Origin of the sequence: Serratia quinivorans (assembly GCF_946227985.1) — a bacterium.
Classification (GTDB): Bacteria; Pseudomonadota; Gammaproteobacteria; order Enterobacterales; family Enterobacteriaceae; genus Serratia; species Serratia quinivorans_A.
Genome location: NZ_CAMKGL010000001.1, coordinates 745,209 through 757,983, shown reverse-complemented (window position 1 = coordinate 757,983; position 12,775 = coordinate 745,209). Strand labels below are relative to the sequence as shown.

Annotated in this window: 21 protein-coding genes; 6 read left to right on the top strand and 15 right to left on the bottom strand. The window is 51.5% G+C overall.

The features are described 5' to 3' along the window. Nucleotides 1–31: 31 nt before the first annotated feature. The gene (gene rlmA, locus OCH02_RS03560) at nucleotides 32–859 is read right to left on the bottom strand and encodes a 23S rRNA (guanine(745)-N(1))-methyltransferase (RefSeq protein WP_261429895.1); all 828 of its coding nucleotides are present in this window, start codon (nucleotides 857–859) and stop codon (nucleotides 32–34) included. 144 nt (nucleotides 860–1,003) lie between these two features. Here rlmA and pgeF point away from each other — a divergent pair, with 144 nt between their 5' ends. Further along, nucleotides 1,004–1,720 carry a peptidoglycan editing factor PgeF gene (gene pgeF / locus OCH02_RS03555; RefSeq protein WP_261429894.1) on the top strand — a complete coding sequence of 239 codons (717 nt, stop codon included), beginning with the start codon at nucleotides 1,004–1,006 and terminating at the stop codon, nucleotides 1,718–1,720. 52 nt (nucleotides 1,721–1,772) lie between these two features. Here the strand turns inward: pgeF and cspE are convergent, their stop codons facing one another. From cspE to OCH02_RS03540, 3 genes are all read right to left on the bottom strand, one after another. Continuing rightward, a complete protein-coding gene (gene cspE, locus OCH02_RS03550; protein WP_002221949.1) occupies nucleotides 1,773–1,982 on the bottom strand; it encodes a transcription antiterminator/RNA stability regulator CspE in 210 nt (69 codons plus the stop codon). 41 nt (nucleotides 1,983–2,023) lie between these two features. Continuing rightward, complete coding sequence (locus OCH02_RS03545; RefSeq protein ID WP_071593021.1) at nucleotides 2,024–2,140, bottom strand: DUF2627 domain-containing protein; 117 nt, start codon at nucleotides 2,138–2,140, stop codon at nucleotides 2,024–2,026. 876 nt (nucleotides 2,141–3,016) lie between these two features. After that, nucleotides 3,017–4,015: an MBL fold metallo-hydrolase gene (locus OCH02_RS03540; RefSeq protein WP_261429892.1), complete on the bottom strand. Its 999-nt coding sequence runs from the start codon at nucleotides 4,013–4,015 to the stop codon at nucleotides 3,017–3,019. Between the two features lie 233 nt (nucleotides 4,016–4,248). On the opposite strand from OCH02_RS03540, the gene OCH02_RS03535 reads away from it, so the two are divergent. After that, nucleotides 4,249–4,539 (top strand): hypothetical protein, encoded by a 291-nt coding sequence (locus OCH02_RS03535; protein ID WP_261429890.1) that lies wholly within the window; start codon nucleotides 4,249–4,251, stop codon nucleotides 4,537–4,539. A gap of 39 nt (nucleotides 4,540–4,578) precedes the next feature. Here OCH02_RS03535 and OCH02_RS03530 read toward each other — a convergent pair whose 3' ends face one another. From OCH02_RS03530 to mgrB, 5 genes are all read right to left on the bottom strand, one after another. Further along, complete coding sequence (locus OCH02_RS03530; RefSeq protein WP_115184456.1) at nucleotides 4,579–5,946, bottom strand: amino acid permease; 1,368 nt, start codon at nucleotides 5,944–5,946, stop codon at nucleotides 4,579–4,581. 175 nt (nucleotides 5,947–6,121) lie between these two features. Then, entirely contained in the window at nucleotides 6,122–6,358 is a 237-nt protein-coding gene (locus OCH02_RS03525; RefSeq protein ID WP_012145549.1) for a DUF4060 family protein, read from the bottom strand. A 67-nt stretch (nucleotides 6,359–6,425) separates the two neighbouring features. Next, nucleotides 6,426–6,740 carry a phage protein NinX family protein gene (locus OCH02_RS03520; protein ID WP_012145550.1) on the bottom strand — a complete coding sequence of 105 codons (315 nt, stop codon included), beginning with the start codon at nucleotides 6,738–6,740 and terminating at the stop codon, nucleotides 6,426–6,428. 145 nt (nucleotides 6,741–6,885) lie between these two features. Further along, nucleotides 6,886–7,158, bottom strand: coding sequence for a YebO family protein (locus OCH02_RS03515; RefSeq protein ID WP_261429889.1), 273 nt, complete (start codon nucleotides 7,156–7,158; stop codon nucleotides 6,886–6,888). Nucleotides 7,159–7,257: 99 nt separating this feature from the next. Then, nucleotides 7,258–7,416 carry a PhoP/PhoQ regulator MgrB gene (mgrB, locus tag OCH02_RS03510; RefSeq protein WP_071593022.1) on the bottom strand — a complete coding sequence of 53 codons (159 nt, stop codon included), beginning with the start codon at nucleotides 7,414–7,416 and terminating at the stop codon, nucleotides 7,258–7,260. Between the two features lie 162 nt (nucleotides 7,417–7,578). On the opposite strand from mgrB, the gene OCH02_RS03505 reads away from it, so the two are divergent. Continuing rightward, on the top strand, nucleotides 7,579–7,812 hold the full coding sequence (locus tag OCH02_RS03505; protein ID WP_012145553.1) for a YobH family protein: 234 nt from the start codon (nucleotides 7,579–7,581) through the stop codon (nucleotides 7,810–7,812). A gap of 39 nt (nucleotides 7,813–7,851) precedes the next feature. Here OCH02_RS03505 and OCH02_RS03500 read toward each other — a convergent pair whose 3' ends face one another. Next, nucleotides 7,852–8,091 carry a DUF2766 family protein gene (locus tag OCH02_RS03500; RefSeq protein WP_153860058.1) on the bottom strand — a complete coding sequence of 80 codons (240 nt, stop codon included), beginning with the start codon at nucleotides 8,089–8,091 and terminating at the stop codon, nucleotides 7,852–7,854. 201 nt (nucleotides 8,092–8,292) lie between these two features. Here OCH02_RS03500 and OCH02_RS03495 point away from each other — a divergent pair, with 201 nt between their 5' ends. Next, entirely contained in the window at nucleotides 8,293–8,505 is a 213-nt protein-coding gene (locus OCH02_RS03495) for a YccJ family protein (RefSeq protein WP_012145555.1), read from the top strand. 457 nt (nucleotides 8,506–8,962) lie between these two features. Beyond that, the gene (locus tag OCH02_RS03490) at nucleotides 8,963–9,349 is read left to right on the top strand and encodes a helix-turn-helix domain-containing protein (protein ID WP_012145556.1); all 387 of its coding nucleotides are present in this window, start codon (nucleotides 8,963–8,965) and stop codon (nucleotides 9,347–9,349) included. Between the two features lie 29 nt (nucleotides 9,350–9,378). Here OCH02_RS03490 and OCH02_RS03485 read toward each other — a convergent pair whose 3' ends face one another. The 5 genes from OCH02_RS03485 to lysM form a co-directional block, all read right to left on the bottom strand. Continuing rightward, nucleotides 9,379–9,732: a DUF1304 domain-containing protein gene (locus OCH02_RS03485; protein ID WP_410001227.1), complete on the bottom strand. Its 354-nt coding sequence runs from the start codon at nucleotides 9,730–9,732 to the stop codon at nucleotides 9,379–9,381. A gap of 427 nt (nucleotides 9,733–10,159) precedes the next feature. Beyond that, on the bottom strand, nucleotides 10,160–11,101 hold the full coding sequence (locus OCH02_RS03480; protein WP_261429887.1) for a pirin family protein: 942 nt from the start codon (nucleotides 11,099–11,101) through the stop codon (nucleotides 10,160–10,162). A gap of 97 nt (nucleotides 11,102–11,198) precedes the next feature. Beyond that, nucleotides 11,199–11,363, bottom strand: a complete 165-nt coding sequence (locus tag OCH02_RS03475) for a hypothetical protein (RefSeq protein WP_261429885.1) — start codon at nucleotides 11,361–11,363, stop codon at nucleotides 11,199–11,201. Nucleotides 11,364–11,386: 23 nt separating this feature from the next. Continuing rightward, complete coding sequence (locus OCH02_RS03470) at nucleotides 11,387–11,527, bottom strand: hypothetical protein (RefSeq protein WP_165366775.1); 141 nt, start codon at nucleotides 11,525–11,527, stop codon at nucleotides 11,387–11,389. 285 nt (nucleotides 11,528–11,812) lie between these two features. Then, the gene (lysM, locus tag OCH02_RS03465; protein ID WP_135316927.1) at nucleotides 11,813–12,259 is read right to left on the bottom strand and encodes a peptidoglycan-binding protein LysM; all 447 of its coding nucleotides are present in this window, start codon (nucleotides 12,257–12,259) and stop codon (nucleotides 11,813–11,815) included. A 226-nt stretch (nucleotides 12,260–12,485) separates the two neighbouring features. On the opposite strand from lysM, the gene OCH02_RS03460 reads away from it, so the two are divergent. After that, complete coding sequence (locus tag OCH02_RS03460; RefSeq protein WP_261429884.1) at nucleotides 12,486–12,677, top strand: YebW family protein; 192 nt, start codon at nucleotides 12,486–12,488, stop codon at nucleotides 12,675–12,677. Nucleotides 12,678–12,775 lie beyond the last annotated feature (98 nt).

Below are 12,775 nucleotides of genomic sequence, written 5' to 3'. Positions count from 1 at the left end.
ACGGCAGGTTTTTTTGTTTGTGGCCCATCACTCAGTGTGAATCAGGCTGGCGGCGGTACAGCGCTATGACAAAATCGGTTTCGCAGGTAAAGGCTTCACAACCGCTCAGGCGCTGCTGAACCTCAGGCGAAGCGCGCCAGGCGAAAGGCGTCATTTGCAGCAGGTTGGCTGCCTGCTCACCCGGCAACGTCATCGGGTAAGGCAATGATTCCACCCGTTCGCAGTCAAAACCGGCAAACTGTTCATCTTGTTCGACATGCAGTTGCACCTGCTGATACACCTGTTCTTTCAATTGATACAGGTGACGTGGGCCAGGCGATACCGTTACCACCACCCCACCGGGTTTTACTACTCGAGCCAGTTCCTCAGCTTTGCAAGGGGCGTAAATACGCAGTATGGCGTCCAGAGAAGCGTCAGCAAACGGCAGTCGATGGCTCGACGCCACGCAAAATGAGACTGCCGGGTAACGCTTGGCCGCATAGCGGATCGCCACCTTAGCGACGTCCAGGCCATAAACGGTGATATTACGCTGCTGAGTCAACCTGGCGGCCACTTCCGCCGTGTAGTAACCTTCGCCACAGCCGATGTCCAATAACGCCTGCGCATCGCTCGCCAACGCCTGATCCAACAGCTCAGCCACATGCTGCTGCAAGGGGTGATAGAAACCCGCATCAAGAAACGCACGCCGGGCCTGCATCATTTCCGCGCTGTCTCCGGGCTGCTTTGAGCGCTTGTGCTGTACTGGCAGCAGGTTGACATAGCCTTCTTTAGCACAGTCAAACTGATGATTAGCGTCGCAACGCCATTGCAGATGAGAAAGATGAAGCGGCTGATGACACAGAGGGCACTGATAAGACATGGCTTGGATTCCAGAGAGATACGGCGCGGCTAGTCTAAAGAAGCCTTCTGTACGATGCAAGGCAGATGCCGCAAGCCCCTAGCCAGGGAGGAAAAAAACTGGCTACACTGACGTTAACTTTTCTGACGCAGGTAAATACGTGACATGACCGATTTTTCCCCACTGCTCAACGCCATCCCGTCCATCCAGCATGGTTTCGGCAACAAAAGTGCGCTGCTGCCAGGCCATCTGTTGGCCTACCGCGCCACCCTGCCGGAAAAAAAACAGGTACATGGCACACGCATTGTTGACGTGACGCAGGCGGCACAACAGTGCGGCGAAGCCGATGGTTTCTATACCACTCAGCCCGGCATTCTGCTGAGTGTGTTAACGGCGGACTGCCTGCCGGTGATTTTCAGCCGCAACGACGGTTCTGCCATTGCTGCCGTCCATGCCGGTTGGCGTGGCCTGCTGGACGGCATACTGGAGCAATTGGCGGCGCGTATCCGCCGCGATGATTCAACGGCTAACTGGGTGGCTTCCATCGGCCCTGCCGCCGGCCCCTGCTGTTACGAGGTAAACGAAGAGCTGGTCACCCGCTTCAAGCAACAGCCGCCACTGCCCGCGTCCTTAATCAGCCCCCGCTATCGCCACCTGGACCTGGCCGCCATCGCCGAATCCAAACTGCGTGAACTGGGTTTTGCCGCCGTTGACCATGCCGGAAGCTGCACCATATGCACCCCCAATACGGACCAGCACCAACCACAGCGATTTAAATACACCAGCTACCGTCGCAACAGTCACCGACGGGAGCAAGATCCTGCCCATCCGGGCATTACCGGTCGAAATCAGTACGCAGGGATTATTATTACCGGCAGATAACAGAAACGAAAAAACCCGCACTAAGGCGGGTTTTTTGTACAGCTGACGCTGATTAGATTGCAGTAACGTTTACTGCAGATGGGCCTTTCTGGCCATCTTGGATTTCGAACTCAACGTTCTGGCCTTCAGCCAGGGTTTTGAAGCCGTTACCCTGGATTGCAGAGAAGTGTACGAACACGTCTTTGCTGCCGTCAGCTGGAGTGATGAAACCGAAACCTTTAGATTCGTTGAACCACTTAACTTGACCTTTGATCTTTGCCATCTTGAGTATTTCCTTTGGATTGTTTAAACCGCCCGGAGGCGTTACATAGACAAACTAGAGTCGTTACTGCTTGAGGCACTAAGATAAGGATCGGCAGAGAAGCGGTATTCAACGCTAACGTTTTTACTCAGAACTTCTTTACTGAAAATGCCACACATATACAGAACTGTACCTCGTTTTACCCAGATGCGTTATCACATACTCTGTATTCGATGGCAAGCCATTTTTAATCACTGGTGGAGCTGTCGCACATATTTGAAACGGTCGAGAGCAACATAAGCTTAAATAGACTAAAAGATGTTGAAGCCTTAGCTATTTTCTGCTTAACAGTGTCACCCCGCCACACTCCGCACCCAGACTGAATTTTAACAATTCTTTCATCCGATTGACCAATGTATGTTGCAACATATAACCCCTGACCGACGCTTAGAACGTTAAAAAATTTGAATCTTTATGGAATTTCTTATAAAACTTTTGAATATCGATGAACGGGTACATTTGATATCGGATGATCCGACTATGGGTCGCCATCCGGACGGCCCAACGCAGGTATCGCCGCACGTCGGCGACCTCACCCGCTTGTGACAACGAAATAATACTGAAGATCATTATTGCCCTCAGTGAGGGTGAGCACAATTTGTGCAGCGGAGTTCTCGCGACAAAAATCAAATAACGTGCCACTTTATAGTGCATAAGCATGCAAAATCAGAATTTACGCACTATTGCCGTGCGGCGGCAGAGAAATACATTACTGTCTGCGGGGGTTAAATAACGGCAATAACCTTGAGAATAGTGGGAATCTATAGCTGAATTAAATCTTAAAATCCGCATAGGTATTTACGCCATCAATAACAATGCCATGCGAACGTATTTATTTTATCTTTTCCTACGCGTTGTCCCTATTCATGCCAACAGGTTACGTCAGACGCGGGATAAGCAAGGCCTTGCATCACCAAATGGCTACAACCCGCATCGGGACTGGCCTGCAGACGGTGACGACAACCGCCCCCGCCATACAGGCCCAGGAATAACGCTTAAGAGTTAGCTTCAAGCGCAATGCGCTCGCCAATTTTGATAGGCCGAAACTGGTGCTGCTCTATTCCCGCAGCGCTCAGAGCCAAATTTAATTGCTGCGGCGGCTCATCCAATGACTCATCGGCCAACTCAAAAACGCCCCAATGGATCGGAATGACCCGCGGCGCATTTAATTGTTGATACAGCGTCACCGACTGCTGCGGATCCATATGCTGTTCCTGCATGAACCAGCGTGGTGCGTAGGCGCCAATCGGTAATGCCGCCACGTCAAACGGTCCTAAACGGGCTCCAATATCTGCCAGGCGATCCGAATAGCCGCTGTCTCCGGAAAAATAGAAACGCAGCGCCGGATGATGAATCACCCAGCCGCACCAGAGGGAGCGATTGCGGTCCCAGAGGGTACGCATGCTCCAGTGACGCGCCGGCGTACAATGGAAGGTCAAATCGCCCAATTGCAGGCTATCCCACCAGTCCAACTCTTCTACACGTTGCAGCCGGTAACGTCGGAACCAGTTTTTCAGCCCCAAGGGCACAATAAAGGTCGCGTGCGGAAAACGCCGTGCCAATTGCCGCACAGTGCGCCGATCGAGATGGTCATAGTGATTGTGGGAGATTAAAACCACGTCCACTGCCGGCAACTGTTGCACCGTCAACGGTGGCGGTGTTTTGCGCTTCGGGCCATAGAAACTCAGCGGCGATGCACGTTCAGACAATACCGGGTCGATCAGGATATATCGGCCATCCAGGCGCAGCAGCATTGAGGCATGCCCCAGCCACCAAATGCTGTTATCGCTGCCGCCAAGGTCGGCACGTTGCCACCAGCGCTGGGTAAACTGCTGATAACCCATCTGCGGTGGTTTGGGCAACCCCTGCTGCTTACGCTCGTTCTGCCAGCGTTTCAAATCCCCATCCCGACGCTGCGAAGGCTCCGGGTTACGAAACCCCTGCGGGGTGTGGTGCGTTTTGCCGGCATCATAGTAACGATTGGTTATCTTCAAATTGCTCTCCCGACCACTGCGGACACCCAACACGGGCAGGTGGATACCATAACAAGATACTCGATCAGCGTGCGTTGTGAACCGTGCTCACCTTAGGCTGTGTCCCTTGAGTGACCTTTTCGGGTTTTGTGTTGTCACAGTCCTTGTGAGAATGCCAGGGCCGACTAGAGCCTGTTAAGCATCTCTTAAGATCCTTGTGATTTACTTATAGGACATTCAGAAAAGGAGAAGTTATGAGCCGTTCTACATCACGCAAGTCACGTGTTCGATTGGGCCGTATCCGCAGCGCGATGCTGGCGCAGATGCAGTATTGGAAAATGTATGCCGCGATGAAACTGCGCCGGGTTCGCGTACCGGCACCGCTGGTGCTGTTACTGGGTGCGCTGGTGAGTTTCTTCATGCTGGGCGTGCTGATGCTAAGCGTGGTGGCTATCGATGTCATCACCACCCTGTTCCTGCTGTGCAGGAAGCTGTTGGGATTCGGCCGTGCCACCCCCGGCAATGCCTTTATGCCGCGCAGCTAATGGATGGACCGGAGGCGCTGATTGCGCCTCCGTTAAAAATTACCGCCGTACTTTAGCGCCTTTGCGGCGCGTCAGCATAAAACCAACCCACAACAGCAAGATCCACACCGGCATCAGTAATACCGAGATACGGATCCCCTCGCTGAAATACATGATCACCAGAATCAGGCTCAAGAACACCAGGCACAGATAGTTGCCGAAGGGGTACCACAACGCCTTGAATACTGGGATCACGCCCTGGCGGTTTTTCGCCGCGCGGAATCGCAGGTGCGCCAGACAAATCATCACCCAGTTAATCACCAGGGTAGACACCACCAACGCCATCAGCAGCTCAAACGCCTTACCGGGCATGACATAGTTGATCAGCACGCCGACGGAAGTCACCAGCGCCGAGAGTGCGATCGACAATACCGGGACACCACGCTTATTCACCCGGGTCAATGCCTTGGGAGCATTCCCCTGTGTCGCCAGCCCGAACAGCATACGGCTATTGGCATAGACGCCACTGTTGTACACCGACAGCGCTGCAGTCAGCACCACCACGTTCAGCAGGGTCGCCACCAGGTTGCTGTTCAACGCATGGAAAATCATCACGAACGGGCTGCCGCCTTCAACCACTTTGTGCCAAGGATAGAGTGAAAGCAGTACCGTCAACGAACCGATATAAAAAATCAGGATGCGGTACACCACCTGATTGGTGGCTTTAGGAATACTGCGGCGCGGATCGGCCGCTTCGGCGGCGGTAATGCCCACCATCTCCAACCCACCGAATGAGAACATGATCACCGCCATCGCCATCACCAACCCTTCGATGCCGTGCGGCATAAAGCCGCCCTGCTCCCACAGGTTATTGATACTGGCTTGCGGCCCCCCGTTGCCGCTGGCCAATAGCCAGGCACCGAACACAATCATGCCGACAATCGCCACTACCTTGATAATGGCAAACCAAAACTCGGTTTCGCCGTACAGCCGAACATTAACCAGGTTGATCAGATTTATCAGGACAAAGAATACCGCGGCGGAAACCCAGGTAGGGATGTCCGGCCACCAATATTGAATATAGATGCCAACCGCGGTCAGTTCGGCCATGCCGACCAAAATGAACATCGCCCAGTAGTTCCAGCCGGAAAGAAAACCGGCAAAATCCCCCCAGTATTTATAGGCAAAGTGGCTGAAGGATCCGGCAACCGGTTCTTCAACCACCATCTCGCCCAATTGCCGCATGATCAGAAAAGCGATAAAACCGCCGATGGCATAGCCCAGCAGCACCGAAGGGCCAGCCATTTTAATGGTCTGCGCAATGCCGAGAAACAGGCCGGTGCCAATGGCACCGCCCAGGGCGATAAGTTGTATATGTCTGTTTTTTAAACCGCGTTTTAGCGGGGTATCCTGCTGCTGACCGCCCATCTTATCCTCATATGGCGTGGAATCCTGCCGCTTTTGCGCAAGATTTCGCCAATCAATAAATGTATCTGCGGGCGGCTTTTTAACACTTAACCCCGTGAGCATCAAGGAGTAGCGCCCCGGCGAGAACAACCAGGGTGCTATTTTATACGGGGAATAACCCTATAGAGAGGAGGTTTTAGCCGGACAGGCCGCACAACTTGGTCAGATTGCGCGCGCCAATCATCAGCGTTGCGACGTAGGACTGACGTCGCGTTACCACTTCGACCGCCACGCGATCGTTTTGATATTTTATCAGATAGGTTGACGGCCAGCCCTGTCGGCGCTGACCAAAGCTTTCGGCATGACGATCGATTGCCGCATGGGCAACCACCAGATGAGACAAGTTTTTATCACCTTTAATAATGCGCTTCATAAACAGGCTCCGCCAGAGACAAGTTCTGTTGTCATAAAAAGGGAAAGTCATCAGTAATTCTGGTGTTTCAACGGACCATTTCGTTCGTTTGCTGGCTCAGCAGGAAACAGATCATTGCCGCGCGCAGTGGGCTGCTGCAATCTGCCTGCCACTCGCCACGCTGGGTGCTCATGCGTGCCTGCCACTGCGAGCTATCGCTTTGGGTGTCGGCATTCAGACTGATTTTATTGGCGCAGATAATCGGCCAGGCATCGGAGGGGTTCTTGCAATAATCTTTACCTTTCACGCCGCCGTAAGGATACCACTTGTCCGGATTTTCTCCGGTGATCAGCGCAATGCTGCGGTTCACTTCGGCGTCGCTTTCTTCATACCATTTAATCATCGGCTTTATCCATCTTTCGTAGAGTTGGCGCTACATTACGACGCCAATACGACAGATTTATGACAATGGGATGGCTTTTCATATTATCTATACTAATGTTTTTCGGAACAACGCGGGTGGCAACGCCACCCGGCAGAAAGTTTGATTAACGCTCGGGGATAAAACCTTTGAAATCCAGCGTCGGGCTGAGATCGTCATCGTCCGTTACGCTATCGCCGCGCGCGCTTTGCGCCAGGCTTTTCAATAATGCGGTTTGTTGACGCTGCTGCTCGGCAATTTCCTGCAGCAGGCGAATCTGCTCATTGGCTCGCACACTGGCGCGATTCACCAGGAACCAGATCCATAATCCCACCAGCAGTGCCAACACGGCGACAACCAGTGACACCAGGCTATTTTGACCAAAACCTAAATCGTACATGGACAACCCTATCTACTGCTAAAAACAGGCGGACATCTTAGCACTCCGGGCACCGGCACGAACATCTTGATAGAAAATTGTTACGTACCGCTACGCAACTCACCAGGGAACGAAACGGGTGACGGAGCAAACGCCCAACGCAAATGTGCCCCCCGCATCGCAATAACTATCCAGCGCCAACAGATAAAAGAACAGGCAGGCAGCAAGGAAGGCTATTATCACGAGGATTTTTTTCCGCAACAAATTTAGCAGCCTCATTGTTATCTTGATAATTTATTCGGAATGTATCACAGCCAACTTAAACGAACTTTAACCTGTCGTTTAGAAACCAGCGCCAGAACCACTTTTCAGATTGTTACCATTGCGGCCCGTTCTTCCGCATGGCTATATCGCAACGAAGATAAATAACAAGGAGTCACAATGGGTAAGCTGATTAAATGGGCGGTTCTGCTGGCGGTAGTTTACGGCGCGTTTCTGTTCTCGGGATATGGCGTATTGGTCGGCAGCAATAAAAACGTCGGTGGGTTGGGATTGCAGTGTAAGTACATGACGGCACGCAACCTGGTGATAGCCCAGTATCTGCATGGTGACAACGGCCTGATTGGCGTTGCCGACTGCCCGCTGTTCAAGAAAGTCGAAACGGTGGTGGATTAATCACCACCGCCCAAACCGTCGCTCAGCGGCGGTTTCCCCTCAGTTGCGGGTAAACTTCATTTCAATCAGCGCGATCGCTTTTTCAATCGCCCGCCGGGTCACGGGATCGGCACCGGCTGGGTGAGTGGTAAAATCGATGCTTTTCAACTGGCTGGCCATCTTGTCCCGCACCTCGGTGGGTGCGATTACATCGATAACATCCAGGATCTGTTTGATCACCAATTGGCAGGCAACCAGGTCGGAAGCCAATTCCTGATCGTTGCTCAGCATGTCGGACATAATATCTTTCCTTCTTAATTCAGACGCCGCACACAATAGCATGCCGACTGACGCTTTGCTGCCCCCTGGCCGTTTGGCGCTGAATTTTCAACGTTATTGCGCATTGGCCGTCAAAACACCCGACTGAATTGACCTATACTTGGGGCTTGAGCGGCGCGCATTTCGGCGTATCCCGCAGCCACACCCCAACAGGAGAAAGTTATGGCAAACCACAATGTGAAATCCTGGGCTACCGTGCGTGAGACCTCGGTTGAGATCGCCGAGGCTATTTTTGAACTGGCGAAAAATGACGAAGTTCTGGCACAAAAAATCTGGGAAGAAGGTAGTGACGAAGCGTTGCAAATGGCGTTTGCCAAAACCAGCGCCGACCAGCTGTACTGGGGCGAAGAAACCGTGGAGCGGAAAAACGTCTGATCGGCAAACGCTCACCAATAAAAAGCCCGGGTCACTGATTGCCCAGGCTTTTTCGGTAGTCTGTCAGTCCCCTTTTGGGGTCATATTCTGCCCTGATTTCACGGCTCTTCACCTCCCACACCTTCCGCATTATTCATTCTCATCACCGGTGTCACCATAAAAGCGGCTACACCTACAATTACAACCAGAGTAATAATCACTGTCATTAACATGCGATCACCCCATCAACGCTGAATTGTCACGGCTGACTCTGCTTAGGCTGTTATTTTTTGCGACCTGGCCCACTTCGGTATCAGCGGCAGCGGGCAATCCCAGATTAGCCGTTTTTCCTTTCGAATGACAAGCCACCTGACGATGGTTTTTCCGAATAATTTCTCCCTGATGTCGGCGGCTTTTTTGTCCAGGGCGGCAAGTTGTGTATACTTCAGCCCTATGTAGATCTCACACAGACGCACTGATGATACAAGAACACCACCTCTCATTAGTCTGCGCCCTCAGTAAATGGGTCGAAACTCACCTTGGAAGAGTGATCCATCTCGAAGAGTTAGCCGAGTATTCCGGCTACTCTCTGTGGCACATGCAGAAGTTGTTCAAAGAAGCGACCGGGATTTCGCTGGGCAAGTACATCCGCGAACGCAGGCTGGCCGGTGCGGTTTACCAGTTGCGAAGCAGTGACGCCTCTATTTTCGACATCGCCCTGGATTTTGGTTTCGGCTCACAGTCACATTTCACTTATATGTTCAGAAAGCGCTTCGATATCACGCCTTATGATTTTCGTCAGGATTTAAGCGTGGATCTGCATATCGCCCCACCGCTGCACGTCATTCATCAAAAGACCGCCTGACCGACTTTCCCGCCGCCGCTAACGGCGGGCTAATGCGTCCACAGTACCGCTACCAGACCAATCAACGCGGGCAACGCCTGTACCCTGAGAATTTTACGGCTGGCCGTCAGCCCGCCAAACACACCCGCCACCAGCACACAGCCAAGGAAAAATAGCTGCACCGCAGGTTCGTCTCGCCAGACGCCCCATGCCAGTCCTGCCGCCAGAAAACCGTTATATAACCCCTGATTAGCCGCCAACACCCGCGTTGCCGCGGCAAACTCGGCGGTAGTGGCGAACACTCGTCTGCCGGTGGGTTGCTGCCAAAGGAACATTTCAAGGATCAGGATATACAGATGAATCGCGGCGATTAGCAGTACAATTATATTAGAAATAATTATCATTTTATTTTACAGGGTTAATCAGGTATTAGGTTTAACAAGTATAACCACAGTCTGAATATTGCGAATATACAGACATAAAAAAACCCGCCATGGCGGGTTTATTGGATAATCATTCAGAGTTAGTTAAGCACAACAACCAGCATCGCTGCGATCGAGATCCAAAAAGCCGCCGTTGCAATAACAACATGGGATAATCTTGCACGATAGAGTACTTGGCTCATAATGACCTCACAGGCTTCTGACTAGCGGTGGACAACATCACTTCTTGGAATTAATCTTAATCCACTGCTCCGACCTTTTATTTGCGCCAGATCACTATTTACCAGATAAACTATATTTACGCCCAAACATGGAATTTCGATCACATTAATTTAACGTTAATAGAGCGAAATGAATAAAACCATTAGTTTGTTATAGCCTGATGATATCAAACATCGCTCCAGGGCAGGCGGGGCGCGGCCATGCGCGGGCCACAATAGCCAACAACATCGGGAAAACGCCTATTCCCCTGCTCCCAGTCATGCTGCGCACGGGCAATCTCCTGCTTGTTGTGCCCAACAAAATTCCACCAAATGAGAATCTCTTCGCTTAATGGGACTCCGCCGATTAATAATCCCCGACTTCCTTTCTTGGCATGTAACCCGATACGGTTAAGATTCTTACCTAAATAGGCAAACTCATTGGGTGAAAAATTTTCATCATTAAGCTCAAATGCACCAATAAGGGGCAAAAAGCCTATTTCAAAATCCTCTCGCAGAGGCAACTGCAAATAACTATCGGCCTGCCATTCCAGATCAATGGCGATTAATGGTGAAAAAGTAAACACCGGAGAGTGATACTGTTCAAACTCCCCCACCAACAAAGTCTGTTTGACCCCTTCATCGACCCAACAGGGTAAATCAGGATAATGATCAAAACGCGGTGCTATATCGGCATGTTCGGCAGGCAAGGCGATCCATAATTGCGCGGCATGCAAACGCCGCTGTTCTCCCGTTGATTGCTCGGTATGCGTGATACCCCGCCCTGCGGTCATTAGATTGACCTGCCCGGGGCGTATAATCTGCTCACTGCCCAGGCTGTCACGGTGCAGCACTTCCCCTTCAATCATCCAGGTAAAGGTCTGCAGACCAATATGCGGGTGCGGGCCAACATCCATCCCCTGCGAAGAACCGCTGAATACCGAAGGACCGGCATGGTCGAGAAAGCACCAGGCTCCCACGGTGCGCCGTTCACGGGTGGGCAAGGCACGATTAATCCCTATGCCGCCGACTTCGGCGTTGCGTACGGCAATACGTTGGATCTGACGGACACCGTCAACCACGGGACAATCACGGGAAGATGAAGAATGAGTTGGGCGGGAATTGCTCATGATAAAACGCCTCCAGAACGTCACACAGGTGAGTGAGTAGCTGGATGCCAGCTTAGCATGAGCCGGCATCCAGAACGCAACCTGTGAGGCCCTGGCACTAGGACGACTTGATATAGCAGCCCTTTATGTCGACTTCTTCGCGAGCATGCTTCAGATCGGAGAAGTAAGTCACACCAAAGAGTATTGATACCACTAACAACACGGAAACCAGCAAGCCGATAACGGCCAACAGCTTGGTTTCATCGTGGAGATTGTGCTCCATTTTATCCCCTGTATTGAAAGACGTCATGTTAGCCACAGCGTGACTGACAGCGTAAAGATGATCAGGGAGCAAGACGCTATCGCCAGCACAATGACAGCAAATTGCGCATCGCCCAAAGTTTCACGGTAGTTTTTATCTTGTGAGGTATTACGTTGTTGTTTCACAGAATCTATCTTAACTCATCACGCGTTAACGTTTTTGTGAGGGGTGATTGATAAAAGCCCGCTATTGCGGGTTTGTCAGATTCCGCGCCAATACCGCTCAAACCTCAAGAGTGGCAAGACGCTATCAACTTTCCTGTCGAGGGTCAACATTGACCCAGGGCTGAGATAGCGTAGAACCCTTAGCATTCAAAAATCTTATTATCGAATAAAAATAATTAGCCTAACTTATACCAAATAAAGTAAAAAAGCCCGACCAAAGATCGGGCTGACAATCATTCTCCAGCGTTACTGCGGAATACGCAGAACCTGCCCTGGATAGATTTTGTCCGGGCTGGACAACATTGGCTTGTTCGCTTCGAAAATCTTGTTGTACAGATTGGCGTTACCATACACTTCTTTCGAAACTGCGCTCAGGGTGTCGCCCTTTTTCACGGTATAGAAGCGGCTTTCTGCTGCAGCCTGTTCAACCGACACCTTGTCTTCCACACCGCTGATGCCGGCCACATTACCTACGGCCACCAGGATCTTCTCTTTCAACTCCTGGCTGACTGCATCCCCAGTCACCACCGCTTTACCGTCAACCACCTGCACATCAACTTTGTCGATACCCGGCAAGCCGGTTTTATTGAGGTGATCCTTCAGCTTGGCGCTTTGGTCTTCAGCAGTGGCATTGCCGGTCACTGTGTCCCACAGTTTTTCGCCCGCTTCTTTGACGAAGTTAAACAAACCCATATTCACTCCTTTCGATGGTTACAATGTTGCATTGACTTAAGGCTAGTTAAGCTTAGCACTGCAAGAGGGATATTCCATTGGCCCTGAGGTATTAAGCGGTTAGAGTAATCCGAAAGTGCCCGCTTGGGCTGCCGATCTGCCCGGTTGCAACGAACCCAAGATGAAACAATCACCGACTATACCTACAATAGGGTTATGGAAGGATGGGTGAAGGACATGTGACACGATGTACGCCTTGGTGATGTTTGTCTGTTATCTGGAGGGTGGCTGCGCCGATATCGTGGTTGACGTACTGCGCGATGAACGCCAGTGTCTGATCAGCATGAAAGAACAGAACCTGCGCCATGCCGGTTGTTTTCCGTTTGAAGATTTTATTGATGGTTTTTGGCTGCCTGCCAACGAATATGCCCCGATGTAAGATCTCGGACAATTTTTCCGCTATTTTCCTTTGAGGAATTTCTGAAATCACCGGAAAAGTGCCATACCGGCGATGCTTTATACCGCCAGTTTGCTAAA